Consider the following 23,879-nt stretch of genomic DNA (forward strand, 5'->3'; position numbering starts at 1 on the left):
AAGCCGTTGCGCTCTTGCCGAGACCCTCATTGAAAAATTAGAATTTAAAAATATCTACCACCACTGCCTGACGAGGTCGGCCTGTGCAAGCAACTGGAGCATACATTCTGATTGATACCCTATGCCGTCACGGTGTTAAGCATATTTTTGGATATCCCGGTGGAGCCATTTTACCCATCTATGATGAACTTTACCGTGCTGAGTCCAAGGGCATCATTCAGCACATTCTGGTGCGCCACGAACAGGGGGCAGCCCATGCCGCTGACGGCTACGCTCGTGCCACAGGTCAAGTGGGGGTGTGTTTTGCTACTTCGGGACCAGGGGCGACCAACTTAGTGACAGGCATTGCCACAGCCCACATGGATTCAATTCCGCTACTGGTGATCACGGGTCAGGTACCTCGCTCTGCCATTGGCACGGATGCTTTTCAGGAAACAGATATTTTTGGCATTACGCTGCCCATTGTTAAGCACTCGTACGTAGTGCGTGCAGCCAAGGACATGGCACGGATCATTGCTGAGGCCATTTACATTGCCACCACTGGTCGGCCTGGGCCTGTGCTTGTGGATATTCCCAAGGACGTGGGGTTAGAGGTCTGTGAGTATGAGCCGGTCGAGCCGGGGCAGGTCAAGCTGCGGGGCTATCGCCCCACGATTCGCGGCAATGCCCGTCAAATTGCCCAAGCGGTCCAATTGATTCGTGAGGCCAAGCGACCTTTGCTTTATGTGGGGGGCGGGGCAATTACAGCGGGTGCTCACGAGGAGGTACTCAAGTTAGCCGAGCTCTTCGAGATTCCGGTGACCACAACACTCATGGGGAAGGGGGCCTTTCCTGAGTCCCATCCCCTCTCTGTGGGTATGTTGGGGATGCATGGCACCGCCTATGCCAACTTTGCCGTCAGTGAATGTGATCTGCTAATTGCTGTGGGGGCACGCTTTGACGATCGCGTGACCGGTAAGCTGGATGAATTTGCCTCCCGCGCTAAGGTCATTCACATTGACATTGATCCTGCTGAGGTGGGCAAAAACCGTGTACCTGATGTGCCGATTGTTGGCAGCGTCAAACCAGTGCTCCAGCAGCTTCTCAAGCACATTGAAGACAGTGGTCAAGCTGTTGAACCTCAGACCCAAGCCTGGCTAGAGCGTATCAATATCTGGAAACAGGATTATCCCCTCATTGTTCCCGAACCCAGTGGTGAACTCTCGCCGCAGGAGGTAATTGTGGCTTTTGGCCGTCACGCCCCCGATGCCTATTACACCACTGATGTGGGTCAGCACCAGATGTGGGCAGCACAATTCCTGAAAAATGGCCCTCGGCGTTGGATCTCTAGTGCTGGCTTGGGCACAATGGGTTTTGGTATGCCTGCGGCTATGGGAGTCAAAGTGGCCTTGCCCGATCAACAGGTGATTTGTATTAGTGGCGATGCCAGTTTCCAGATGAATTCCCAAGAGCTGGCCACCTTGGCTCAGTACGGTATTGCTGTCAAGACTGTCATTATTAATAACTTTTGGCAAGGAATGGTGCGGCAATGGCAGCAGGCCTTTTACGAGGAGCGTTATTCCCATTCCAATATGGCCAAGGGGATGCCCGATTTTGTGAAATTGGCGGAGGCCTATGGGGTTAAGGGGTTACGGGTGAGCGATCGCCAGCATTTGGATGCCATTGTCCAAGAGGTTTTGGCCTACGATGGGCCAGTGCTGCTGGATGCCCATGTCACCCGCGATGAAAACTGCTACCCGATGGTTGCCCCCGGCAAGCCTAACTCTCAAATGCTTGGTCTGCCGGAAGCCAAGGTTCTTGAAAAGGCTGCTGAACTGGTCTACTGTGCCAATTGTGGAGCCAAGACCATTTCAACCCATCGCTTTTGTCCAGAGTGTGGCAGCAAGCTCTAGGTCCTTGGACAAGTTTGGTTAAAGAGCCGCCGTGGCAGGGGCTGGCGAAAATGAAAGAGGAGCCGACTTTGGCGGTGATCGCGGGGATCCGGACCCCGTTCCCACAGGGTTTCAAAGGAGAAAAAGGACACTCCTAACCCGGCTCGCAGGGCAGCCTCTACCTTGGCATCCACTAGGGCCATCGGCACAGGGTTGGTACGTAGCCCCGTGAGGACACCAACGGCAGTGGGAACTTTAGCTTGGGCCTGGCGTATCTCCGGCTGCGTCAACTGTTGCACAAAGCTGGAGAGATGGTAGCGATACACTTGCACAATTACTTCATCGAGGAGTCCAAGGGCGACCCACCGCGGCCAATCTTGGAGAAACGTTTGGTAGGCGGTTGGCAATGTGGTCGGTGAGAGGGAAAAAATGGCATTGGGAAATTCCTGCTTTACTCGCTGCCGCAACGTTTGCACAAAGGCAGTGAGTTTGTCAGCACGCCAGCGCATCCAGTCCGGATCACGGGGATTGTCGGGAACGGGCTTTTGGGTTTCCTGCTGATAGAGGGCACGGGTGTAGTCATCGTAGCCAAACTCCACGGGCAGGCTGAAGTGATCATCAAACTGCACACCATCCACCGGGTATTGCCGCAGTACCTCAAGGACAATATTGGTGAGAAATTCTTGTACTTGTGGATGAAAGGGATTCATCCAAGCCACTTCCCCGGCCGCTGTTAAGCGAGTGGTCTGACCATTGATAGCCTGGGTGAGCCAGTCCGGATGAGCAAGGGCGAGTTCTGAGGTTTCTGGCACCATAAAGCCAAATTCAAACCAGGGAATGACTAAGAGATTACGGCAGTGCGCCTGCTGGGTGAGTTCGGCAAGAATCTCGTAGTCTTGGATTCCCCGCAGCACAAAGGGCTGAATTCCCAAATTCTTGGCGGTAGTACTGGGGAAACTGACATAGCCGGAATTCCAGACAACGGGGTAAAGGGTGTTGAAGTTTAGTCGCTGTAGATCATTGAGGGCTGCCACCAACCGCGGGCGATCGCGCAGGATTGGGAAATCATTCTTGGTCAGCCAAACCCCACGAATGAACCTTGGGTTTTGTGCTTGTACGGGCCCAATCGCCCAACACAAACTCCAACAGAAGAGAATGAACAACAACCAAACACGACGACGCAGCATGGGCTACAACCCTAGGGGACACAGATGTCCTGACTCAAGGAGAAAAATCTGCGTACAGACGGCGCGTAAAAACGCAAGGTCATGGCTGACAACTAGACCGGGAGTGGCATTGGTTTGCAGAAACTCAATCAAGGTGCGGCAACTCCGTTGGTCTAAAAAGGCAGTGGGTTCATCGTAGAGGATTAGCTTGGGCTGCATGGCCAAAATGCCGGCGATCGCCACCATGCGTTGTTCTCCCCCCGACAGTTGATGGGGCACGCGATTGGCCAAATGCAAAGTTCCGGTCATCGCCAAGGCTTGATACACTCGCTGCTGCACTTCTAGGGTTGAACAACCTAAATTCTCAGGGCCAAAGGCGACATCCTCAGCCACAGTAGTCCCAATTAACTGATCCGCTGGGTGCTGCAGCACGACGCCCACTGCGGGTTGAAACTGTCCAGCCACCACTGACTGCCCCAAGCAGGTAATCGTTCCCCGCTGTGGCTTGAGAACAGCAGCACAGAGAAGGAGGAGTGTGGTTTTGCCAGAACCATTGTCACCAATGATGCCAAAGCGATCGCCCCCCGTCACCCTCAGATCAATCCCTTGGAGCAGTGAGGGGGTTGTTCCATAGCCAAAATGAAGATCCCTGATTTCCAGCAGGGCAGTCACTGTTTAGAGCGTCAATGCTTGGGGATTAGTTTCAATCAGTTTTGCCAAATCCTGAAGGAAGGCAGCTGCATCAGCACCATAGATCACCCGGTGATCACAGGTAATATTCACCTTCATCTGCCGTTTTACCCCCAGCAGGCCATCCTCTGTGGCAACCACCGTCGGACGCGACGCCCCCACCGCCATAATCGCCCCTTGACCGGGCGTGAGAATGGCATCAAAGAAGTCAACTCCAAACATGCCGAGGTTCGAGAGGCTAAAGGTGCCCGTGCTGTACTCATCGGGTTGCAGTTGCTTGGCGCGTGCCCGTTCCACCAAGTCTTTCCAAGTACGCGAGAGGCTGTAGATGTCAATTTGATCGGCGTTCTTTAGCACCGGTGTAATCAGACCACCCCCCGGCATCGCCACCGCAACAGCAATGTTAATATCACGACGGTATTGAATCCCCTGCTCTGTGTAGTAGGCATTCATAATTGGGTGTTTTTGCAATGTCAGGGCGATCGCCTTGGCAAGGAGCACCGTCATTGTCACCCCTTTGGACTTAATTTGCTGATACAGCCGATCCAAGGCATCGGTTGTGATCGTGTAGGCGACGTGGAAATCGGGAATGCCCAGGCTGGCCACCATATTGCGCACAACGGCATTTTGCAGCGTTGTCAGGGGCACCAAATCCTCCTTAGCCACCACCGGAGCAGTAGCAGGGGGGGCGGTGGGGAGAGGGGCAGGGGACGTTGCCACGGGTGTCACGGGGGGTGCAGGCGCACCAATCAAAGCTTCCACATCGGCGGCTGTAATCCGACCATTGGGGCCAGTTCCCTTGAGCGTCTTCAAATCAATTTTGTGTTCCTTGGCCAATTTGCGGGCACGGGGGGAGGCAATCACTCGCCCAGCCGGTACAGCGGCAGCACTGGCGGCAGGAGCCGTTCCTGAGCCATTACTCGTGGCTGGAGCCCGGTCAGAACTGGTAGCCGTCCCAAGGGACTTGGCCTTTGCCTCTGCTTCCGCAATTTCTGCTTCTGTTTCTGCCACAAGGCCAATGGTGGAGCCAACGGCTGCTACTTCGCCAGCAGGTACGGTAATCACTGCCAAATAGCCGTCGTAGAAGGACTCCACATCCATATCGGCCTTGTCGGATTCCACAATCAGCACGGTTTCCCCTTTAGCCACCTTATCCCCGGGAGATTTCAGCCAAGAGACAATTTTCCCTTCGGTCATGGTGGAGCTGAGGGCGGGCATGAACAGTTCACGAATCATAGAGGCTGCTATCCTTAGTTGGCAATTGAAAGGGAGTCAAATCTCAAATTCCCTAAAAAATAAAGGGTAAAACCTAGAGCGTGCCACGAATTTCTTCGATGACACCATTGCGCAGGAGAATTTCCACCTGCATCTTTTGAATCAGGTTATCCCCTTTGGTGACATAGAAAAAATTATCCACCTGACCTTGATCCACTTCCTGACCCATTTGTAGGCGTTGCACCTGATCCAATTGCTGAAGAATTAGATTTTTTTGCTGTAAGAGTTGTGCTTTTTGGTTGTTGGCTTGCCCTTGAACGTCTTGAATACGGGCATTGACCACATCCGCTGCTTCATTACTTTTGCGCAGTTCGTCAATCACTTGCTGCACTTGCAGATCCAACTGCTGAATTTGGGCATCCACTTGATTGAGTTGTGCCTGAAGCTGCCTTTGGGCATCGTCTTTCCACTCGGGAGTGACAATGGCTTTCACCATAATCTGGCGCCGCAGGAGCAGTTTGCTATCCATAGGGTCTGTCATGAAGATTACTCAAACATGGCGTTAATCATATCGCGGTAGCGATCGCTCACGACATGACGGCGAATTTTTAGGGTTTGGGTCAAAAGACCATTCTCTATCGTAAAGGGTTCGAGGACAAAGCGAAACGTGGCAATGCGATCATCTGGGCGATAGCCGGGGCGATTTTGCACTTCCCGCAGCAGTTCTTGACGGTAGAGATCAATAATGACTTTGCTCTCCAGCGTCACCACCTCACCACTGCCCGCTCCTGCCGGTCGGTTTGGCAACTCCAGTCGGTACCCCTTGGCAGCCACCCACTCCGCCAATGCCTCTAAATTGGGCACAATGAGGGCACCAAGAGCTTTTTGATCTTGACCCACCAGCATAATTTGGTCAATATAGGGGCTGCGGACACAGGCATCCTCGATAGGCTGCGGTTCAATATTTTCACCGTTGCTGAGAACAATCGTGTCCTTCTGCCGTCCCGTCAGCACCAGATCTCCATTGGGGGTGAGGTAGCCCAAGTCGCCGGTGTCAAACCATCCCTCCCCATCTAGCACCTTAGCGGTGGCCTCTGGTTGGTTGTAGTAGCCGCGCATCACCTGTGGCCCTTTGGCCATCACCAGTCCTTTTTGGCCAAACTCAAGGGGGGCTTTAGTTTCTGGGTCAACAATTTTAATGGCGGTATCGGGAATTGGACGGCCAGCGGATCCCCGTAGGTTTGCCCAAGGGCGGCGAGCGGTTAGCACTACGGCCGTTTCGGTGAGACCGTAGCCCACCAAGACTTCTAGGTTAATCACTTCATAGAAGGTGTCCAAATGGGGAGCAAGGGCACCGCCACCACTAATTATCTGTTTAATCTCACCGCCGGTGGCTTCACGAATTTTGCTATAAACACGCTTCTCCCCCAGTTCGTAGAGGGGCTTGAGGAGGAGGGTTTGCACGCGAGCCACCAATTTCTGCCAGCCGCTGGGATGGGGGTTGGTCAGGCTCAGGCCCGTGAGCAGTCGCCGTTGCAGTATATAGTGCTGGCCAACACTGAGGAAAAACTGGGCAAGACGCCGCTTTGTAGCCGGACTATCCCGCAGTTGCTTTTGCACCCCTTCGTAAAAGCCTTCCCAGATGCGAGGGACGGCAATCATGTAGTGGGGTTTACACCGTTTCAGGTCATTCTTGAAGTGGCGGAGATTGGTATAGGTTTGGCTGCAGCCACAGGCAAAGAGAAAGTACTCGGCCACCCGTTCATAGGCATGCCAAATGGGCAAGATACTGAGGATGCGATCGCCCACCTGCGGTTGCACAATTGTCCAGAGATTAACAATTTGACTCAGGAGCCCCCCATGGGTAACCATCACCCCCTTGGGTTGACCCGTGGTACCGGAGGTGTACATTAGCGTTGCTAGGTCAGCGGGGGTAATGGCCACTGCCCGCACTGTGCCATATTGTCCTTCCGTAAAGACTTGACCAAAGTTCAAAAGCCGCAGGGGAAAACCTGTCAATTCAGGGGATTCTCCACTCAGGAGCACCACTGTTTTGACTGCTGTATCCACCAAAGACCCTTCCAGCTTCCGGAGGGTGGCTAGGTTTTCGATGAGCAGTAGGGTGGCTCCACTGTCGCGCAAAATGTAGAGCAGTTCTTGAGCAGCGGCGGTCCCACTGCGCACCACATTGATGGCACCAGCCATCATACTGCCTTGATCGGCAATGAGCCAGCGGGGGCTATTGTCAGCAAATAGGGCCACGCGATCGCCGGCAGCGACACCCAGAGCCTGTAGGCCAGCCGCAAAGCGTTGAATGCGTTGATAGAGTTCACTGTAGGTAATGCGGGTCGGGGGATCTTCGTAGGGAGCATCAAGAGCCACCACATCCCCATGACGTTGCGCCAATAGGGGCCACATTTCCGGCAGCGACTGGAGTTTTTTGTAGGTCAAAAAGTGATCGGGTAATGGTGCATCCTGGGGTAGTCCGCTGGGGGGAGTGTAGGTGTAGGCCGCACTCGTCATTTGTCTGACTCCAGACGCAACACCTAGATAATAAACCCTCAATAGGACACCTCATGCAGGTTTGATAGTTTCAATATGAGATCATAAAGACTGGTTGCCTCAAACACAGCCCTATGGTGCCCTTTGTTCTTGCCTCTGCCTCCCCGGCACGCCGCCAATTGCTGCAACAAATTGGCATTGATCCCATTATTCAGCCCAGTCACTTTGATGAGTCGGTTATTCAAGCAACAACGCCAACAGAACTGGTGCGGTTACTGGCACGGTGCAAAGCAGAAACTGTCGCTCAGAGTTATTCAGCCCCCGCCTTAATTTTGGGCTGTGATTCTGTGCTGGTGCTTGGCGGAGAAATTTACGGTAAACCGGCCTCGCCAGAGATGGCGATCGCCCGCTGGCAGAAAATGCGCGGTCAAACGGGAGACCTGCTGACAGGCCATGCTTTGATTGATTTGGCACAGGGTCGCACCTGTGTTGAGGTGGAGTCTACCCAAGTTGTCTTTGCCGATATTAGCGATGCCGAAATTGCTGCCTATGTGGCCTCCGGTGAACCCCTTGCCTGTGCTGGCTGTTTTGCCCTCGATGGCCAAGGGGGTGCCTTTGTCGAGAAGATTGTCGGTACTCCCAGTAATGTAATTGGCTTGAGCTTGCCCCTACTGCGGCGGATGCTGCTGAAGTTGGGATACACCCTTGGCGATGTGCAAAGCAAAAAATAAAAAATTGGCCTAGACAAGTCTAAACGCTTAGGGTACGCTAAGAGATTGCGAGTTAAGGAACTGTCATGAACGCCCAAGAGATTATTCGCTCGATTGAAGCGGAGCAAATGAAGACTGACTTGCCCGTGATTCATGTGGGCGATCGCGTTCGGGTTGGGGTCAAAATTAAAGAAGGCGATAAGGAGCGCGTCCAGCCCTACGAAGGGGATGTGATCGCTATGCGCAACACGGGTATTAACCGCACCATTACCGTGCGCCGTGTCTTTCAAGGGGTGGGCGTTGAGCGAGTCTTTTTGCTGCATTCGCCACGAATTGATAGTATAAAAGTAATTCAGCGGGGTAAAGTGCGCCGGGCCAAGCTCTACTACCTGCGCGATCGCATGGGTAAAGCTTCGCGAATCAAGCCACGGTTCGATCGCCCCCTGTAAACAGGCTTGCGTCCTTAGTTCAGTTGGTAGAACGTCGGTCTCCAAAACCGGATGTCGGGGGTTCGAGTCCTCCAGGGCGCGTTAGGGCAGACAGCTACAGTCAAGGCTGCCATTTTTCTCCATCCTGATTGTCGGCTGCTAAAACAAACTAGCGGATTTGTGAAGCAACCGCTATTCCGCCATCCTCCCCCTGAAATTGCAGGGCTGTTTTTGCCAGTTCCAATAATTGCAGTTCTGGGGGATAGTGCCTTTCTTGCTTGAGGCGTTGAATGTCCTGTTTCCCCAGTTGCCAGTGCAACCGTTTGGCCAAAGCCAGTAGAACATCACCGCGATCAATAACGCCCGCTACGGCATCTGCAGGGGTTAAAACAGTAATAAAGCGTTGTTGTTGCTCCTCTAGGGTGCAAACAGTCTTGGCGAGAGAGTCGGATTCTTTGACGGTGGCGATCGCCCGCAAGGGTACGGCTAATTCCGCGACTGGCGTTACTTCCCAACGGCTGCGCTCCACATGGTTCAGGGCTTGGGAATCTAAATAGCCACAATAGCGGCCATCGGTGGCGACAAAGTAGGCTGTGGGCTGGCGATCGGCCAGTAGGAGATAGCGATCGGCAAACTCCCGCAGGGATAACGTTCCCTCAATCACCCGAAAATCCCGTGTCATGGCATCAGCCGCCGTCAGGGTCACCAATGCTTCCTGGAGTCGGCTAAGGCGATCGTAGAGCGTGGCATTTTGCAGGGCAAACCACCCCAATAGACCCAACCACAGGCCATTGCCACTGCCAAGGAGTGTTACAAATAGCCCAAAACTAATGGCCAACCAGCCCAACACTTGTCCCGATCGCGCTGCCCAACGCATCCCCTGAAAGCGATTGCCTGTCAATTTCCAAACCGCTGCTTTGAGGACTTGGCCACCATCGAGGGGAAGTCCAGGTAAGAGGTTAAAGACCCCTAAGACAAAGTTGATGTGCGCCAGATAGAGTAACAGTTCATGGAGGGGATGACCTCCCGGCAGTAGGACAGCTACCCCCTGCAACAGGGCAAAAAGGGCAAAACTCACCAAGGGCCCGGCGATCGCCACCTGAAAGGCTTGACCAGGAGTATTGGATTCCCGTTCAATGGCTGCCACACCACCAAAGAGAAAGAGGGTAATTGAGCGTACTGTAATTCCTTGGGAGCGTGCCACTAGACTGTGCCCCAATTCATGGAGTAATACTGAGGCAAACAACAGTAGGGAAACCCCAAATCCCATCAGCCATACCAGTGCTCCCCACTGCGGGTACGTGTCCTGCCAGTCACTGCCATTGAGAAAAGTAAATAGCAGAATCACTAGAAACCACGACCGATCAATATACAGGGGAATGCCAAAGACACGGCCCACTTGCCAACCTTGTCCCATGCCCACCTCAGTGCATCGCGCTCTATCTCTATTATCGCCCCAGATTCTGAACACACATGATTTACAAAAATTTGTGTCTCAAAATGTTACGTTCTCATCCCTGGCCTAAAATAAAAGCAATGCTGCTAGAGGATCGTGCGATGTCTCAAGCCCCTGTACGGGTGTCTGCCAATGGATATGTGCTAGACCTGCCCTTTGATTCCTTTTGGCAAAGGATGTACGAGGTTGCCTCCTATCTGCTGTGGTCACTGTGTCTTTCGCTGTTCTTGAGCCTTCTCCTCAGTCTGGTTAGCTACTGGTTCAGTGTGACCTTTGGTGTACCGGTATTCCCCTTTTTCTTGATTGTTATCTAGCGTTATCTCAATAGTTATCTAAATAAATCATAGGAGCTGCCTATGTGGGGTTTACTCATTACTTGGATTGTGACCAGTATTAGCTTGTTTATTGTGTCTCGCCTCTCATTTTTGGGGGTAGAAATTGACAAGTTCTCAACTGCTCTGTGGTCGGCGATTGTCTTTGGTCTGCTCAATGCCACCCTTGGCGCAGTGCTCAAGTTTGTAACGTTCCCCTTTATTTTTCTCACGTTTGGCTTAGTTGCCCTGATCATTAATGCAGCCATTTTTGCCCTTGCTGCTGCTTTTGTGGATGGATTTACCCTCCGAAATGGTTTTTGGAGTGCCTTTTTTGGCTCGATCGCCCTCAGTATCGTCAACTGGGCTTGTTTTAATCTCCTCGGTCAGACAGGCTTGCTTTAGGGTTCCCTAGATAGCCACGAGGGGTAATCAGCCAATTCTGAAAGCGGCGGGTGCTGGCGTTGCCAATCAACACCAAGCTGAACATATCCACTGCTGCTGGTTCAAATGCCCCAAGGGTGGTAAGGGTGATGTGCTCCTCAGGGCGATAGGCGGCACGAACAATTGCCACTGGTGTCTGTGGTGAACGATATTCTAAGAAAATAGCTTTGGCGTCCACCAATTGTTGCTGGCGATCGCGGGAACGAGGATTATAAAGGGCGGTAACAAAATCCGCTTCTGCCGCCGCCTGTAGGCGTTTCTTAATGACTGGCCAAGGGGTCAATCGATCGCTGAGGCTAATGGTGCAAAAATCGTGCATCAGGGGTGCCCCCAAGCGAGCCGCGGCAGCATTCACAGCACTCACCCCTGGAAACACCGCTACCGGTAAATTGGTGATGTCCGCTTCTGCCAATAGCTCTAGTACCAGACCCGCCATGCCATAGATGCCACAGTCGCCCGAAGAAACCACCGCGACATTGAGTCCCCACTGTGCCAGATCAATCGCCACTTGGGCACGTTGTCGCTCTTGGGTAATGCCATAGGCCGCCACCATCTGTCCTGGTTGCCGTAGGGGAGCGATCAATTCGAGGTAAAGGGTATAGCCCACAAGAATATCAGCGGCCAAAAGGGCAGAGCGGGCTCCGAGGGTGAGTTGATCCAAAGATCCCGGACCAGTGCCAATGAGGCTCAGGGAGCCTTGGCGGGGAATGAATTCCCGTTCAGATTGGGCAATGGCGATCGTCACTGCCCCCCCCTCACCCCCTTGACGGTAAATCTGCTTAGGAACAATTAAACGACCTCCCTCGCTGGCCAACACTGCTGCGGCTTCGGCAACACTGGGGGTTCCCATCTCTGCAGCCACAATTGCTGAGGGGGTAGGCACTGTAACAGGTGCCAATTCTTGTGCGGAAAACCAGCGGCTGGGCCAATCGTGCGCCTTAGCCACTTGACATAACCCCACTTCATCGGCTTTGCGATCAATACTGGCAAGGCCGGCGATCGCGAGGGGGCTGAGTCCCGCTTGGGCAAGGGTCTGATCAATGGCGTGCTGGATCAGGGCTGCCGATGTTCCCCGTTCACAGCCAATACCTAGCCACAGAACCCGTGGATGCCAAGCTACCCCTGAGGTCACAGAGGAGGGTAACACTTTTTCGGTAATCCACACCGCATTTTCTAGGGGTGGGGTGCTGACTAACTCAAGGGGCTGGTCTGAACTGAGACCTGTGCGCCACAAAGCGCTACCGCAGGTTTGATACACTTGCAGCGCCTTTCCCTGCGCCTGTTGGCTGGCGATCGCATGCCAGTCTCCTGCTCCCCGTTGCCACCCCAAGGCTGTTCCCCAAGTATCCACGGCAAAGTAGCCTTGGCTATAACTTGCCCCTGTGAGAATTGGTGTGGCGCCAAGGGTAGCACTGAGGATGTGACAGAGGCGATCGCCCCCCGCACTATGCCCCCCCAGCAAACTCACGATCCATTGGCCATTCTCAGAAAGAACGCAAACCGCCGGATCCTGGCTTTTGTGGGTCAACAGGGGTGAGATTAACCGCACCACAGCACCGCAGGCCAAGGCAAAGATCCAAGCGCGATAGTGGCACCAGTGTTTCTGTAAATGGGCTGCCAGAGGACCCTCGTAGGTTTGTACGGGGCGGTGGGCACCTAACTGGGGCGAGACCCAAATGCTGAGGGGAATGCCTACATCAACAATGCGCTGGAGTTGAGCCAGTCCCTGGGAAGTGGTGGCGATCGCCCCCATGGGTTGAAACGGGTCTAAGGGCAGCATGAACTAGACATCAAAGCGATAGCGCACTGCCCCTGTCTCGGGGTCATTGAATACTGTGGCATAGCCGAGTCGCTGAGCCTCAAAGAGCAATTCCTCGACTGTTTGGGGATCCAGATGGGTATAGAGGGCTACTTGGGCTGCTGAGAGAACGCCCCCATGTTCTTTTGCGACTTGCAGTAAACGGTGTATCGATCTACCAGAGGCAGGGCTGAGGTCAGGGTCCTTCTCTGCTGTTAGATAGCGTCCCCGCAGGTAGGTTTTGTGGCGATCCACCAGCCCTGGAATCAGAAACAGATCAATGAATTGACCGACACCACAGACGCCGAAGGTGACTAGGTACAACAGACCCACTAGGGGCTGCCCGACATAAAAGCGTTGCAGGCCGCAGACCCCGACGAGGCTCAAACACCACAGCAGGTAGGCATTCGCCACACTCAGGGATGGGGGTTGCGTTTGGGGGTGTTGGCGATGTTCAGACTGAGACAAGTGAAATCTTTCCACAATGCGCCCATGAGAATCTCACTCATTATCCATCCTAGCCCAAGTTCTTGAGAACCCCAAAGGGGGCGATCGCCCCCCAAGGACTGCTCCCTAAAAGTTCGGCTGATGGCGAATCAAGTTGAGAAACTCCTCACGGGTCTTTTGATCTTCACGGAAAACCCCCAGCATCGAACTGGTCACTGTCCAAGAGCCGGGTTTTTGGACACCGCGCATCACCATGCACATGTGGGTTGCTTCCATAACCACAGCCACTCCCTTCGGATCGAGAACGGTTTCAATGGCTTCAGCCACCTGACGGGTCAGGCGTTCTTGAACTTGCAGCCGCCGCGCATACATTTCCACAACCCGGGCCAATTTACTGAGGCCAATCACTCGCTGGTTGGGGATATAGGCCACATGGGCTTTGCCAATGAAAGGCAACATGTGATGCTCACAGAGGCTAAAGAAGTTAATGTCGCGCACCAAGACCATTTCATCGTGGCCTTCATCAAAAATCGCGCCGTTGACAAGGGTTTCAAGGGATTGGCTGTAGCCACTGGTGAGAAATTGCATTGCTTCAGCGACCCGCTTGGGTGTTTTCAGCAACCCCTCGCGATCGGGATCCTCGCCCACATTCAGTAGAATTGTGCGTACTGCCGCCATCATTTCTTCCTTGGCAACCTCTGGGGGGGGTGGGTGGGGAATCGCTTCTTTGCCTTGGTGGGTGTTGCGATCGGGCAGAATTGCCGGTGTGGCCGCTTTACCGTTAATGATCGAATCGGGCATATTGAACGTTGCCATAAAAAGGGTGACAAGTAAAGGACAAGGTGGAGTCTAGAGGGTTCCGCCGAGGGGCATGACCACTAGCTCTTCCACAAAAGCCGTTTGCGGCAATTGAGTCGTGTACAAAATGGTGTTAGCAATGTGTTCGGGGCTGAGCATCCCCGTGCGGTCAAAGTCTCCTGCTACGTCTTCCCAAATGGGGGTGTCAACGGCGCCGGGACAGATGGCAATCACGCGGATACCGTGGGCGCGTTCTTCAGCCGCCATCGTTTTGGTCAAGGCCATGAGGGCAAACTTCGAGACACAGTAGGCGCCCCAGTCGGGAAAAACTTGGCGTCCAGCAATTGAAACAACATTGACTATCGTACCGCACTGGCGAGATCGTAGTTGCGGCAGTACCGCTTGGGAGCAGATGAGGGCACTGGTGAGGTTGACGTTCAGGATTTGCTGCCAGTCCGCCAAGGGTTGATCAATGAGGGGAGCGGTTCTTGCCATCCCTGCATTATTCACCAGTACATGGACATCGCCAACACTACTGAGAATCTCATCAAGGCGCGATCGCAGGGGTTCTGGATCACTGAAATCCACACTAAATGTGTGGGCTTGAACGCCATAGGCCACCACCTGGGCATGGACACCAGCCAGTTTGGCGGGCGATCGCCCCAAGAGCACCACATTAAATCCCGCTTGGGCAAAGGCAATGGCCGTGGCTGCCCCAATGCCACTACTGGCTCCGGTGATTAGGACTTGTTGGGTCATACCGCTTCAGCAAAGACACCCATGCGCCGAAACTTCTGATAGCGCAACTCCCGCCGTTCACTACTGCTGAGGGCTTGCACTTCCGCCAAATTTCGCAGGAGAGCTGCCTTGAGATTTTCTGCTGCTTCTACGGGGTTGCTATGGGCAGCACCAACGGGTTCGGGCACAATTTCATCAACAATCCCTAGCTTCAGCAGGTCGCGAGCCGTGATTTTCAGAGCTTCCGCTGCTTGGGGCGCCTTTTGGGCATCGCGCCAGAGAATTGCTGCACAGGCCTCCGGCGGCGCCACACTATAGACGGCGTGTTCAAACATCAGCAGGCGATCGCCCACCCCAATGGCCAAAGCACCACCAGACCCGCCTTCGCCAATCACAGTACAGATGATTGGCACCTCAAAGCGGAACATCTCCCGTAGATTGTAGGCAATGGCTTCCCCTTGGCCAAACTTTTCCGCCTCCACCCCCGCCCAAGCCGCCGGTGTATCAATGAAGGTGAGGATGGGCATCTGAAAGCGGTTGGCATGCTCCATCAGACGCAGGGCTTTGCGATAGCCCCCGGGGGAGGCCATGCCAAAATTGCGAGCCACATTATCTTTGGTGTCGCGACCCTTTTGCTGCCCTAGCATCACGACCGGTTGATCATTGAGCCGACCGATACCACCGACAATGGCGGGATCATCACTGCCCCGGCGATCGCCATGAAGTTCGATCCACTCTTCACTAATGGCTTGGATGTAATCCAACGTGCTGGGACGGCGCGGATGGCGAGCCACCTGAAGGGTTTGTCCCGGTGTCAGCTTACTAAAAATTTCATAGCGCAGTTGCCTGGCGCGCTCCTCCAATTCACGGATTTGCTCTGAGACATCAACACCAAATTCCGAAGACTTATCCCGCACCTGCTGAATTTGGGCTTCTAGCTCCACGAGGGGCTTTTCAAACTCCAACAGAAGCGTGCGACGTTCGTTTGCCATAGGCGAGTGGGTTCCTTTTGGTTTTACTGAGGGTTCAACAGGAGTGGCTTAAATCCGTGTTTACGGGAGACTTCACCAATTTGCTGCATCTTTTCCACAGTGATTTGATTGCGCCCCCAAGAGAAATTGGTGTGCCAGCCCTCGAACTCTAAAAGCATAGCCTCTGCAAAACAGGCAAACATCTGCCGCGAGGGCACATCCATATTCACAATTTCCATAATTTTCCAGTCAATGTCTAGGGCGTGCTCGACAATGCCACCACTGAGAACATGAATCTGGGGGTGCTGAATTTTGGTGGCCATATTTTTGGGGTAACCGCCATCAATCATCAGGGAGGGACGCTTTAACTGCTCAATGCTCAGCTCAACTCCCTTGGGCATACTGGCCACCCAAACCACAATATCGGCAAGGGGCAGCGCCTCCATCAAGTCAAGGATTTTCCCCCGTCCCAATTCCGCCTGTAGCTCCAGCAGGCGATCGCGATTCCGTGCGACCAGTAAGAGATCTTGCACATCCAAACAGGTATTCAACCAACGGCAGACGGCACTACCAATATCCCCCGTAGCTCCACAAACAGCCACGGTGGCCTGCCGCAAATCAATTCCCACTTGGGGCGCCGCCTGCTCAATTTGTTGGCAGATGATATAGGCGGTGTGGGTATTCCCCGTTGTAAAGCGGCGAAAGTCCAGCTCAACGTTGCGAACGTGGGAGATTTTCTCTAGATCAAAGTTCTCAAAGATGATTGAGGAGAAGCCCCCCAAGGCCGTAATGTCAATGTTGTGCTTTTGGGCATGGGCCATGGCGTTAATAATTTTGCGAGTCGCTGCCTTCACCCGCTGGTTGGCCAGCATCTCTGGTAAAAAGCAGGACTCAACGTATTTGCCATAGATGGTCTTGCCCGTTACGCTCGTCACCGTAATCTCATCGACGATCTGCGGCGGTGCCATACACCAAAACTCCAAGCCTTGATCGGCATATTCGGGGTAACCCAACTGCTGGGCAACGGCTTGGGCGTGCTCCAGATTCGTCAGATGACCAATTAATCCAAACATACAAGCGTGCGGTGACTGAAATGTAACGATATATTAAGTCACCATTATGCCGCAGTTAGGCCATAAACCGACATCTTCATAATTTCGCGGGTGGTAAAGCCGATATTTTCTAGGGCGCCGCTGTACTGAATCATGAAGTCTTCCACAAGGGCATCTTTTTCCATGCCGAGCACTTTGGCATCGGCTTCCACCTGGTTGAGCATTTTCCAGACCAAGGGTAGATTGGCGCGATTGGCTTCTTCGAGCTCCGCTTTGACGCTTTCAAAGTTTTCCTTGAGCCAGATTTCACCAAAGTTGAGGTGGCTATATTCGTCCTTAACAACACTCTCAGTAATTTTACGGGCAAAGGGATCCGCCATTGGGATGTAGATGTTGTAGGCGGCGATCGCAAAGCATTCAATGATCAAAGCTTGAATCAGAAGACAAGTGGCAATTTTTCCCTCCGCCAGGGCTGCTTGAAAGTTACCGTGCAATTTTTCAAAGAACGCTTTGGCAAATTCCATATCTGGTGTTACATTCAGGTTGCGACCACAGGCCTCAAACCCCTTTTTGTGGCGGGCTTCCATCTTGGCAAGGCGGGTGAGTTCCTCTTGGTGTTGGGGCAGCAGCTTGGCTAAATCAATATAGTTATCGCAGGCTTTCTGTTCGCCTTCAATGACAATGGCGTTGATGCGGCTGTAGGCATCCTTGTAGCGATCGCTATGGTAGTCCAAGTCAGGTGTGGCGGTAGCCGTTGTCATTGCGAACTCTCCTAGACACAAATTTATTAGAGGTGATGAGGTAGGAAGCCTTCCCCTATCATACCGCAGCAGCGATCTCCTGACGAGGGGTAGCGTACCAGAGATTTTCGAGTTCCTGAATAGGCGAATCTCTATGCACTGATACCCCTAAAAGCTCCCCATATTGCTTGGGGATGGGATTTCTGGCAACGGTTGAGGAGGGGCCACCGACCGAATAGGGCCATTGTAGTCAATACGAATCATTGGATTGCTTGGGTCGGGGTTGACCGTGACAATACTTTCAATGGTTGGTGGCTCCGCGGGTGGCCCCCCTCGAAAACGAAAGGTAAACGTCCCATCACCATTATCCACGTAGGGGGATTGACTTGCAGGCCCAAACATGGATGCTTCAGCGCGGTAGCGACTCAACCCGCCATTTGCCCGCTCTGCCGCCTGTCGTGCCCAATTCCGTGCTCGCTGTAGGACTGGATTATCCACCCCAAAGGGATTGAAGTTTTCCCGTGGCGGTGGCTCTGTCTGTGCTAGCACTGGAGCTACAACTGTCAATGTGCAGGCTAGCCCTAGGCTGAATTTTATGGAGCGCAAGGACATCAACGAAAACTCCTGCTCCTAAACTTTACTTGGCCAGAACGTAGTCCTTAAGGTACGAGCAACTGAATCTTTCAGTGCCAAGACCAGTCAAGACCTTGCCCTAAAATAGGGGAGGCATCAAAGATGGATGCGACCTTCTCCCATAGTACCTCTTAGGTTTTGGGTTAGGTGTTGGGGTGGCTGCCAGCCCTGTGAAAAGAGCCGTAGTAGAGCAGCTCCTAATAGACGGATGCCTCGCCCCTGTTGATACAATGGGTAAGATGATAGGCTAAAAAGATTGCATGAGTTAAACGCACTGCGGTGCGCAATCCACAGTCTAGAGGGCATAACCTGAGTCAAGCTATGAGTGATCAAACCGTAACCAACCCCGCTGCTGAAGCCCAAGAAGGGGAAATTACCCCTGACGCCGTTGAGAATGCGGTTGGGAATGTTGAGAATCCCGCAGAAGCCACCACGGGCGAAGAGGGTCAAGCATCTGAGGCAACCTCTGCGGATGCAGCGGACTTGCTAGAGAAAGTTGCTGCCCTTGAAGCTGCCAAGGCTAGTCTTTCGCAGATGGTGGAGGAGCGCAATAGCCAATATATGCGCCTTGCCGCTGACTTTGAGAACTTCCGCAAACGCACGCAGCGGGAAAAAGAGGAGCTAGAGCTACAGATTAAGTGCAGTGTCATTGCTGATTTACTGCCTGTGGTGGATAGCTTTGAGCTAGCCCGCACCCACATTCAAACGGAAACAGAGGCGGAAGAAAAAATTCACCGCAGCTATCAGGGGGTTTACAAGCAACTGGTGGAGTGCCTGAAGCGCATTGGCGTTTCGGCGATGCAGGCCAAAGGCAAGCCCTTTGATCCCAACCTCCACGAGGCTGTGCTGCGGGAGGCAACCAATGAACATCCCGAAGGCACAGTAATTGAAGAACTCAAACGGGGGTATATGCTGGGCGATCGCGTGTTGCGCCATGCCATGGTTAAAGTGGCCGCTCCCCCTGAAGAGGGTAGTGCTGATAACACAAATCCCACCAATGATGTGACCGACGTATAGGGGCGCCTCAAGGGAATGCCACGCCGCTACTACATTACCACCTTTGGCTGCCAAATGAATAAAGCCGACTCCGAGCGCATGGCCGGGGTCTTGGAGGCGATGGGCCTAGAATTGGCCGCCGAACCGGATGAGGCCGATGTGTTGCTCTACAACACCTGCACAATTCGGGACAACGCTGAGCAAAAGCTCTATTCCTACCTAGGGCGGCAGGCTAAGCGCAAGCATCAAGACCCCAACCTAACGCTGATTGTCGCTGGTTGTGTCGCTCAACAGGAGGGGGAGCAACTGCTGCGGCGAGTTCCTGAAGTGGATCTGGTGATGGGGCCACAGTATGCCAATCGCCTGGGTGAGCTGCTTGAGCAGGTGTGGAATGGCAGCCAAGTGGTGGCCACAGAGCCGCTGCAGATTGTTGAGGACATTACCAAACCCCGGCGCGATAGTACGGTTACCGCTTGGGTTAACGTGATTTATGGCTGTAATGAACGCTGTACCTACTGTGTAGTGCCGGGGGTACGGGGACAAGAGCAATCCCGCCGCCCCGAGGCAATCCGCGCTGAAATTGAGGAGCTGGCAGCTCAAGGCTATAAAGAAGTGACACTCCTTGGGCAAAACATTGATGCCTACGGTCGTGATTTGCCGGGAATTACTCCAGAGGGCCGGCGACAGCACACGTTTACCGATTTGCTTTATTACATCCATGATGTTCCTGGGATTGAACGGATTCGCTTTGCCACCAGTCATCCCCGTTATTTTACGGAGCGATTGATTCGGGCTTGTGCCGAGCTGCCCAAGGTGTGTAAGCATTTCCACATTCCCTTTCAGTCGGGAGATAACGAGATTCTCAAGGCAATGGCACGGGGCTATACTCGCGAGCGCTATTTACAGATCATTGAAACGATTCGCCGCTATATGCCGGATGCTGCCATTAGTGCGGATGCCATTGTTGGTTTTCCCGGTGAAACAGAAGAACAATTCCAGCGCACCCTCGATCTGGTGGCGGTGGTGGGGTTTGACCAACTGAATACGGCGGCCTATTCGCCGCGACCCAATACACCAGCGGCCACGTGGCAGAATCAAGTGCCAGAAGAAATTAAAGAGGATCGCCTCCAACGGCTGAATCATTTAGTGGCTAAGATTGCTGGCGATCGCTCCCAACGCTATCTCGGACGGGAAGAAGTAGTGCTGGTGGAGGGGGTGAATCCCAAGGATTCGCAGCAAGTCTATGGCCGCACCGATGGTAACCGCCTCACGTACCTACCTGGCGATATTGAGACCCTACGGGGACAACTGGTGCGTGTCCGCATTACCGCGGCGCGAGCTTTTAGCCTCAGTGGCGTGCCCCTTGCAGACTACTCCTTAGTTTGCTGATTCAGGGGGTTCTAGATCGCGCAAATCACTTGATCACGGCAGAGGGTGGGATCTACGTAGGGCAGCATCGGCTTGTCACCAACGTAAATCCCCAATCCTTGAGCTGTGCGAATCAAGAAGCTATTTGGATCCACATGGCGCGGGGATTTAGCAACAACATCGGCAATGGGCACCGTCACCACTTGCCCCGCCTGCCACGCCACCATGCGGCCAAACGTCCCTTGAGCCGCCAAATCTACAGCGGTATTGCCCATGCCTGCTGCCAGCAGTCGATCCATGGCCATCGGGGCGCCCCCCCGCTGAATGTGCCCCAACACCGAAACCCGTAGCTCAATGGGGATGGGACTGTACTGGGCAATTTTATCGGCAATATACTGGCCAATACTGCAATGACGAGGATGGTTGGCGTCTTCCTCTAGTTCCTTGGAGCCTTCAGCAACGACGATGAGGGCAAACTTGCGTCCCCAGCGATCGCGCAACTTCTGGAGGTGTTGGCAAATGCCTTCAATGGAGTAGGGAATTTCTGGAATCAGGATAATGTCAGCGCCTCCGGCAATGCCCGAATACAGAGCCAAGTGACCAGCGGTGCGCCCCATCACTTCCACTACAAAAACACGATCATGGCTAGCGGCGGTGGAGGTAATTCGACTCAGAGCTTCGACAACAGTGTTGACAGCGGTATCAAAGCCAATGGCGCGATCGGTCAAGGCGACATCGTTATCAATGGTTTTCGGCACTGCAAGAAAATTCCAGTTTCCCTTTTGCGCCAGTTGATGCAAAATTTTCAGGCTGCCATCGCCACAAATGGCAATGAGGGCATCCAAGCCCAATTCATAGTACCCGGCAATCACTTCATCGGCATGGCCAAGGGTATCGCCCTTATTAATTGCCCCGAGAATGGTTCCCCCCATGTTGAGCAGTACATCCATGCCCCCGAGGCCTTCTGCATTGAGGGGGATCGCCTTCCGCTCAATTAGCCCCTGAGTGGCGTGGAGAATGCCAAGAACCTCCCAACCGTAACTTAAGGTGGCATGGGCAACAATGGCACGGATAGCTGTATTTAGACCTGGGCAATCTCCGCCACTGGTGAACACACCAAGTCGTTTGCGGCTGGTACTCATGAATATTGGCTCCCTATGTCAACGGTTATGGCCTCAAAGCCTGCCTCTGCGCCCAACAAGGGCAACGTCAACATCCTAGCGAAGGTGAATCGCCCTTGACTGCTCGAGTTAAGAGCTTGCAACATGCTCAGGAATTGTTGAATTTGCCGGAGGGGAATCTCTGATTTAGGGGATCGGCTAAACTAATGGTCTATGGACATTCCTCCCCTACACCCCGACACAATTGAGGCTGTGCGGCAAGCGGTCAACATTGTTGATCTGGTGGCCGAGCACGTTGTCCTACGCAAGCGCGGCCAAGAATATGTTGGCTGTTGTCCGTTTCATGAGGAGAAAACCCCCAGTTTTACGGTCAGCCCCCTAAAGGGTTTTTACTACTGTTTTGGCTGTGGTGCCGGCGGCAATGCAATTCAGTTCCTGATGGAACTGCAAAAGCGCTCCTTTGCTGAGGTGGTGCTCGACCTTGCCCAACGCCATCAGATTCCAGTGCGCACCCTCGATAGTGAGCAAAAACAAGCACTACAGGCGCGGCTGTCCCTTCAAGAGCAACTCTACGAGATTCTGGCGATCGCCACCCGTTTCTATGAACACGCCCTGCGGCAACCCGTTGGTCAAGACGCCCAAGACTATTTGCAGCGGCAGCGCCAGCTCAGGGAGGAAACCATCCAGCAGTTTCGCTTGGGCTATGCCCCCCCAGGGTGGCAAGTTCTTTACACTTATCTTGTGGAGCAAAAGGGGTATCCCCCTGCCCTTGTGGAACAGGCCGGCTTAATTCTGCCGCGGTCCAACGGGGATGGCTACTACGACCGCTTTCGCGATCGCCTGATGATCCCAATTATGGATGCCCAGGGACGGGTAGTAGGCTTTGGCGGTCGCACCCTCAGAAACCAGGAGCCCAAGTATCTCAACTCCCCAGAGACCCTGATCTTTAAAAAGGGGCAATTGCTCTTTGGCCTCGATAAGGCACGGCAAGCGATTGCCCAAAGGGATCAGGCGATCGTTGTTGAGGGCTACTTTGATGTGATGGTTCTGCACCAGGCGGGATTTCCCCAGACGGTGGCCAGTTTAGGGACTGCCCTCAGTCAAGCCCAAATTAAGTTGCTACTGCGCTACACCGAGTCAAAGCAAATTATCCTCAACTTTGATGCAGATCAGGCGGGACAGCGGGCTGCCGATCGCGCCATTGGCGAGGCTGCGGATTTGGCCTATCGGGGGGATCTGCGACTGCGGATTCTCACCTTGCCAGCGGGTAAGGATGCGGCGGACTTTTTCACAGGGGATGAGGCAACCTTGGCGGCACAGCAGGCAGCGTACCAAGGCCTGTTGGATCAAGCCCCCCTTTGGCTGGACTGGCAAATTCAGACCCTTGTGCAGCAGTACGATCTTGAGCAGGGGGATCAATTTCAGCAAGCCAGCCAAGCCCTCAGTGAACTTTTGGCGAAGCTTCCCAACGCCACCCTGCGCAGCCACTACATTCACCACTGTGCTGAGCTATTGGGACGCCACGATAGTCGTTTGACGCTCCGTATTGAAGAGGCGCTGCGGCAACAGGTGCGGGGGCACCGCTGGCAGGGGCGATCGCAAAAATGGCAACGTCCAGCGGACTATAATTTGCGTCAAGCAGCTGAAGAACAGCTACTGCGCCTCTACCTCCACTGTGGCGAATATCGCCCCCTCATTCGACAAACGCTGCAAGCACGGGATATTGAATTTAGCTTCTCCCACCACCGTTGGCTGTGGCGGCAGATCTTAGCCATTGAAGAAGAACACTGTGCCGGCCGGCCGGCCCCCGATGATCCCTATAACACTGAATGGCCACTGCATTCACCCACGGAGATCGGAACACCACTGACGGACTTGGATTTGGTCAGTCATCTTTTTGATCGCCTCAATGAAGCAGAAGATGCTTCTCTGCTGACGCCGCTACTCCATTTAGATGAGACTACTGCCAGCAGTCTCGATCGCCCCAAACTAGTCATCCAGGCCGCCGCCGCTGCCCTTGAGCGCATTGCCATTGAAAAGCGCTGTCGCCACCTCCTGCAGTCTTGGCAGGAAACTGTTGCCTTGATTTTAAGTGAATCTCCTGCCACTGAAGACCTACGCCGCTACCTAGTACTCACCAACAGCGACACTGAGATTGACGATATTTCCAGTGTGGTACCAGAGGGGCTGCAACTCCTTGAACAACTGCGCCGTGACTACTATCGGGATCGCAAATACCTTCAGCAGTTGGATCAGCAGCGCTGTCCTTCCTTGGGGGTGATCCGTGACTATTCTTGATTGGCTTTCGGGGTGTTGAGTGTGGGCGATCGCTGCGAAGAGGGCTGTCCCCAAAAAAACATGAGCAACGTCACGTGAGAAGCGATAGAGGCGAGAACCACTGACCCACCCCAAAGGACTTATTGT

23 protein-coding genes and 1 tRNA gene are annotated in these 23,879 nt (G+C 53.7%); 9 read left to right on the forward strand and 15 right to left on the reverse strand.

What is annotated here, in order from left to right:
* Nucleotides 1–83: 83 nt before the first annotated feature.
* Nucleotides 84–1,892 carry a biosynthetic-type acetolactate synthase large subunit gene (ilvB, locus tag IGQ16_RS08730; RefSeq protein WP_024124412.1) on the forward strand — a complete coding sequence of 603 codons (1,809 nt, stop codon included), beginning with the start codon at nt 84–86 and terminating at the stop codon, nt 1,890–1,892.
* Here the strand turns inward: ilvB and IGQ16_RS08735 are convergent.
* The 5 genes from IGQ16_RS08735 to IGQ16_RS08755 all read right to left on the reverse strand — a co-directional run bounded on the left by IGQ16_RS08735 (nt 1,889) and on the right by IGQ16_RS08755 (nt 7,465).
* Complete coding sequence (locus IGQ16_RS08735; RefSeq protein ID WP_024124411.1) at nt 1,889–3,058, reverse strand: glycoside hydrolase family 10 protein; 1,170 nt, start codon at nt 3,056–3,058, stop codon at nt 1,889–1,891. The two genes, ilvB and IGQ16_RS08735, sit on opposite strands and share 4 nt — an antisense overlap.
* Before the next feature lie 3 nt (nt 3,059–3,061).
* A complete protein-coding gene (locus IGQ16_RS08740) occupies nt 3,062–3,709 on the reverse strand; it encodes an energy-coupling factor ABC transporter ATP-binding protein (protein WP_024124410.1) in 648 nt (215 codons plus the stop codon).
* A 3-nt stretch (nt 3,710–3,712) separates the two neighbouring features.
* Entirely contained in the window at nt 3,713–4,963 is a 1,251-nt protein-coding gene (locus tag IGQ16_RS08745; RefSeq protein WP_297061100.1) for a dihydrolipoamide acetyltransferase family protein, read from the reverse strand.
* A 73-nt stretch (nt 4,964–5,036) separates the two neighbouring features.
* Nucleotides 5,037–5,483 (reverse strand): YlqD family protein, encoded by a 447-nt coding sequence (locus tag IGQ16_RS08750; RefSeq protein ID WP_041429038.1) that lies wholly within the window; start codon nt 5,481–5,483, stop codon nt 5,037–5,039.
* A gap of 5 nt (nt 5,484–5,488) precedes the next feature.
* A complete protein-coding gene (locus IGQ16_RS08755) occupies nt 5,489–7,465 on the reverse strand; it encodes an AMP-binding protein (protein WP_024124407.1) in 1,977 nt (658 codons plus the stop codon).
* A 113-nt stretch (nt 7,466–7,578) separates the two neighbouring features.
* Here IGQ16_RS08755 and IGQ16_RS08760 point away from each other — a divergent pair, with 113 nt between their 5' ends.
* The 3 genes from IGQ16_RS08760 (at nt 7,579) to IGQ16_RS08770 (ending at nt 8,684) form a co-directional block, all read left to right on the forward strand.
* The gene (locus IGQ16_RS08760) at nt 7,579–8,175 is read left to right on the forward strand and encodes a nucleoside triphosphate pyrophosphatase (RefSeq protein ID WP_297061104.1); all 597 of its coding nucleotides are present in this window, start codon (nt 7,579–7,581) and stop codon (nt 8,173–8,175) included.
* Between the two features lie 65 nt (nt 8,176–8,240).
* Entirely contained in the window at nt 8,241–8,603 is a 363-nt protein-coding gene (gene rplS, locus IGQ16_RS08765) for a 50S ribosomal protein L19 (protein WP_024124405.1), read from the forward strand.
* A gap of 8 nt (nt 8,604–8,611) precedes the next feature.
* A tRNA-Trp gene (locus tag IGQ16_RS08770) sits at nt 8,612–8,684 on the forward strand.
* Nucleotides 8,685–8,751: 67 nt separating this feature from the next.
* On the opposite strand, the gene IGQ16_RS08775 is transcribed toward IGQ16_RS08770, so the two are convergent.
* Nucleotides 8,752–9,999, reverse strand: a complete 1,248-nt coding sequence (locus tag IGQ16_RS08775; RefSeq protein ID WP_297061106.1) for a site-2 protease family protein — start codon at nt 9,997–9,999, stop codon at nt 8,752–8,754.
* A 140-nt stretch (nt 10,000–10,139) separates the two neighbouring features.
* Between IGQ16_RS08775 and IGQ16_RS08780 the strand changes: the two genes are divergently transcribed.
* Nucleotides 10,140–10,352 carry a hypothetical protein gene (locus IGQ16_RS08780; protein WP_024124403.1) on the forward strand — a complete coding sequence of 71 codons (213 nt, stop codon included), beginning with the start codon at nt 10,140–10,142 and terminating at the stop codon, nt 10,350–10,352.
* A gap of 42 nt (nt 10,353–10,394) precedes the next feature.
* Nucleotides 10,395–10,754: a phage holin family protein gene (locus tag IGQ16_RS08785; RefSeq protein ID WP_024124402.1), complete on the forward strand. Its 360-nt coding sequence runs from the start codon at nt 10,395–10,397 to the stop codon at nt 10,752–10,754.
* On the opposite strand, the gene cobJ is transcribed toward IGQ16_RS08785, so the two are convergent.
* From cobJ to IGQ16_RS08825, 8 genes are all read right to left on the reverse strand, one after another.
* Nucleotides 10,723–12,573, reverse strand: a complete 1,851-nt coding sequence (gene cobJ / locus IGQ16_RS08790) for a precorrin-3B C(17)-methyltransferase (protein WP_297061108.1) — start codon at nt 12,571–12,573, stop codon at nt 10,723–10,725. The two genes, IGQ16_RS08785 and cobJ, sit on opposite strands and share 32 nt — an antisense overlap.
* 3 nt (nt 12,574–12,576) lie before the next feature.
* Nucleotides 12,577–13,059, reverse strand: coding sequence for a TM2 domain-containing protein (locus tag IGQ16_RS08795; protein WP_024124400.1), 483 nt, complete (start codon nt 13,057–13,059; stop codon nt 12,577–12,579).
* 105 nt (nt 13,060–13,164) lie between these two features.
* Nucleotides 13,165–13,839 carry a GTP cyclohydrolase I FolE gene (gene folE / locus IGQ16_RS08800; RefSeq protein ID WP_297041021.1) on the reverse strand — a complete coding sequence of 225 codons (675 nt, stop codon included), beginning with the start codon at nt 13,837–13,839 and terminating at the stop codon, nt 13,165–13,167.
* 48 nt (nt 13,840–13,887) lie between these two features.
* Nucleotides 13,888–14,595 carry an SDR family oxidoreductase gene (locus IGQ16_RS08805; protein ID WP_297041022.1) on the reverse strand — a complete coding sequence of 236 codons (708 nt, stop codon included), beginning with the start codon at nt 14,593–14,595 and terminating at the stop codon, nt 13,888–13,890.
* Nucleotides 14,592–15,566, reverse strand: a complete 975-nt coding sequence (locus tag IGQ16_RS08810; RefSeq protein WP_024124397.1) for an acetyl-CoA carboxylase carboxyltransferase subunit alpha — start codon at nt 15,564–15,566, stop codon at nt 14,592–14,594. Before IGQ16_RS08810 ends, IGQ16_RS08805 begins: the two co-directional genes overlap by 4 nt.
* A 23-nt stretch (nt 15,567–15,589) precedes the next feature.
* A complete protein-coding gene (locus tag IGQ16_RS08815) occupies nt 15,590–16,618 on the reverse strand; it encodes a long-chain acyl-[acyl-carrier-protein] reductase (protein ID WP_297061109.1) in 1,029 nt (342 codons plus the stop codon).
* 44 nt (nt 16,619–16,662) lie between these two features.
* On the reverse strand, nt 16,663–17,358 hold the full coding sequence (locus IGQ16_RS08820) for an aldehyde oxygenase (deformylating) (protein WP_297061111.1): 696 nt from the start codon (nt 17,356–17,358) through the stop codon (nt 16,663–16,665).
* A gap of 147 nt (nt 17,359–17,505) precedes the next feature.
* Complete coding sequence (locus IGQ16_RS08825; protein WP_024124394.1) at nt 17,506–17,949, reverse strand: hypothetical protein; 444 nt, start codon at nt 17,947–17,949, stop codon at nt 17,506–17,508.
* 300 nt (nt 17,950–18,249) lie between these two features.
* On the opposite strand from IGQ16_RS08825, the gene grpE reads away from it, so the two are divergent.
* Together grpE and miaB are read left to right on the forward strand one after the other, a co-directional pair.
* Nucleotides 18,250–18,987: a nucleotide exchange factor GrpE gene (grpE, locus tag IGQ16_RS08830; protein WP_041429036.1), complete on the forward strand. Its 738-nt coding sequence runs from the start codon at nt 18,250–18,252 to the stop codon at nt 18,985–18,987.
* Nucleotides 18,988–19,002: 15 nt separating this feature from the next.
* Nucleotides 19,003–20,355: a tRNA (N6-isopentenyl adenosine(37)-C2)-methylthiotransferase MiaB gene (gene miaB, locus IGQ16_RS08835; protein WP_024124392.1), complete on the forward strand. Its 1,353-nt coding sequence runs from the start codon at nt 19,003–19,005 to the stop codon at nt 20,353–20,355.
* Between the two features lie 11 nt (nt 20,356–20,366).
* Here the strand turns inward: miaB and IGQ16_RS08840 are convergent, their stop codons facing one another.
* The gene (locus IGQ16_RS08840; protein WP_024124391.1) at nt 20,367–21,476 is read right to left on the reverse strand and encodes an ATP-dependent 6-phosphofructokinase; all 1,110 of its coding nucleotides are present in this window, start codon (nt 21,474–21,476) and stop codon (nt 20,367–20,369) included.
* Nucleotides 21,477–21,668: 192 nt separating this feature from the next.
* Between IGQ16_RS08840 and dnaG the strand changes: the two genes are divergently transcribed.
* Nucleotides 21,669–23,753 (forward strand): DNA primase, encoded by a 2,085-nt coding sequence (gene dnaG / locus IGQ16_RS08845; protein WP_297061112.1) that lies wholly within the window; start codon nt 21,669–21,671, stop codon nt 23,751–23,753.
* Nucleotides 23,754–23,879 lie beyond the last annotated feature (126 nt).

It is taken from the genome of Thermosynechococcus sp. M3746_W2019_013 (genome assembly GCF_015296045.1).
Taxonomy (GTDB): Bacteria; Cyanobacteriota; Cyanobacteriia; order Thermosynechococcales; family Thermosynechococcaceae; genus Thermosynechococcus.

Excerpts from the sequence above, each read along its gene's own strand:
- IGQ16_RS08840 (WP_024124391.1), bottom strand. The coding sequence starts at position 21,476 with ATGAGTACCAGCCGCAAACGACTTGGTGTGTTCACCAGTGGCGGAGAT.
- IGQ16_RS08755 (WP_024124407.1), bottom strand. The coding sequence starts at position 7,465 with ATGACGAGTGCGGCCTACACCTACACTCCCCCCAGCGGACTACCCCAG.
- rplS (WP_024124405.1), top strand. The coding sequence starts at position 8,241 with ATGAACGCCCAAGAGATTATTCGCTCGATTGAAGCGGAGCAAATGAAG.
- IGQ16_RS08815 (WP_297061109.1), bottom strand. The coding sequence starts at position 16,618 with ATGTTTGGATTAATTGGTCATCTGACGAATCTGGAGCACGCCCAAGCC.
- folE (WP_297041021.1), bottom strand. The coding sequence starts at position 13,839 with ATGCCCGATTCGATCATTAACGGTAAAGCGGCCACACCGGCAATTCTG.
- cobJ (WP_297061108.1), bottom strand. The coding sequence starts at position 12,573 with ATGCTGCCCTTAGACCCGTTTCAACCCATGGGGGCGATCGCCACCACT.
- IGQ16_RS08735 (WP_024124411.1), bottom strand. The coding sequence starts at position 3,058 with ATGCTGCGTCGTCGTGTTTGGTTGTTGTTCATTCTCTTCTGTTGGAGT.
- miaB (WP_024124392.1), top strand. The coding sequence starts at position 19,003 with ATGCCACGCCGCTACTACATTACCACCTTTGGCTGCCAAATGAATAAA.
- IGQ16_RS08775 (WP_297061106.1), bottom strand. The coding sequence starts at position 9,999 with ATGGGACAAGGTTGGCAAGTGGGCCGTGTCTTTGGCATTCCCCTGTAT.
- IGQ16_RS08785 (WP_024124402.1), top strand. The coding sequence starts at position 10,395 with ATGTGGGGTTTACTCATTACTTGGATTGTGACCAGTATTAGCTTGTTT.
- dnaG (WP_297061112.1), top strand. The coding sequence starts at position 21,669 with ATGGACATTCCTCCCCTACACCCCGACACAATTGAGGCTGTGCGGCAA.
- IGQ16_RS08825 (WP_024124394.1), bottom strand. The coding sequence starts at position 17,949 with ATGTCCTTGCGCTCCATAAAATTCAGCCTAGGGCTAGCCTGCACATTG.
- IGQ16_RS08780 (WP_024124403.1), top strand. The coding sequence starts at position 10,140 with ATGTCTCAAGCCCCTGTACGGGTGTCTGCCAATGGATATGTGCTAGAC.
- IGQ16_RS08760 (WP_297061104.1), top strand. The coding sequence starts at position 7,579 with ATGGTGCCCTTTGTTCTTGCCTCTGCCTCCCCGGCACGCCGCCAATTG.
- IGQ16_RS08805 (WP_297041022.1), bottom strand. The coding sequence starts at position 14,595 with ATGACCCAACAAGTCCTAATCACCGGAGCCAGTAGTGGCATTGGGGCA.
- IGQ16_RS08750 (WP_041429038.1), bottom strand. The coding sequence starts at position 5,483 with ATGACAGACCCTATGGATAGCAAACTGCTCCTGCGGCGCCAGATTATG.
- IGQ16_RS08820 (WP_297061111.1), bottom strand. The coding sequence starts at position 17,358 with ATGACAACGGCTACCGCCACACCTGACTTGGACTACCATAGCGATCGC.
- IGQ16_RS08810 (WP_024124397.1), bottom strand. The coding sequence starts at position 15,566 with ATGGCAAACGAACGTCGCACGCTTCTGTTGGAGTTTGAAAAGCCCCTC.
- IGQ16_RS08745 (WP_297061100.1), bottom strand. The coding sequence starts at position 4,963 with ATGATTCGTGAACTGTTCATGCCCGCCCTCAGCTCCACCATGACCGAA.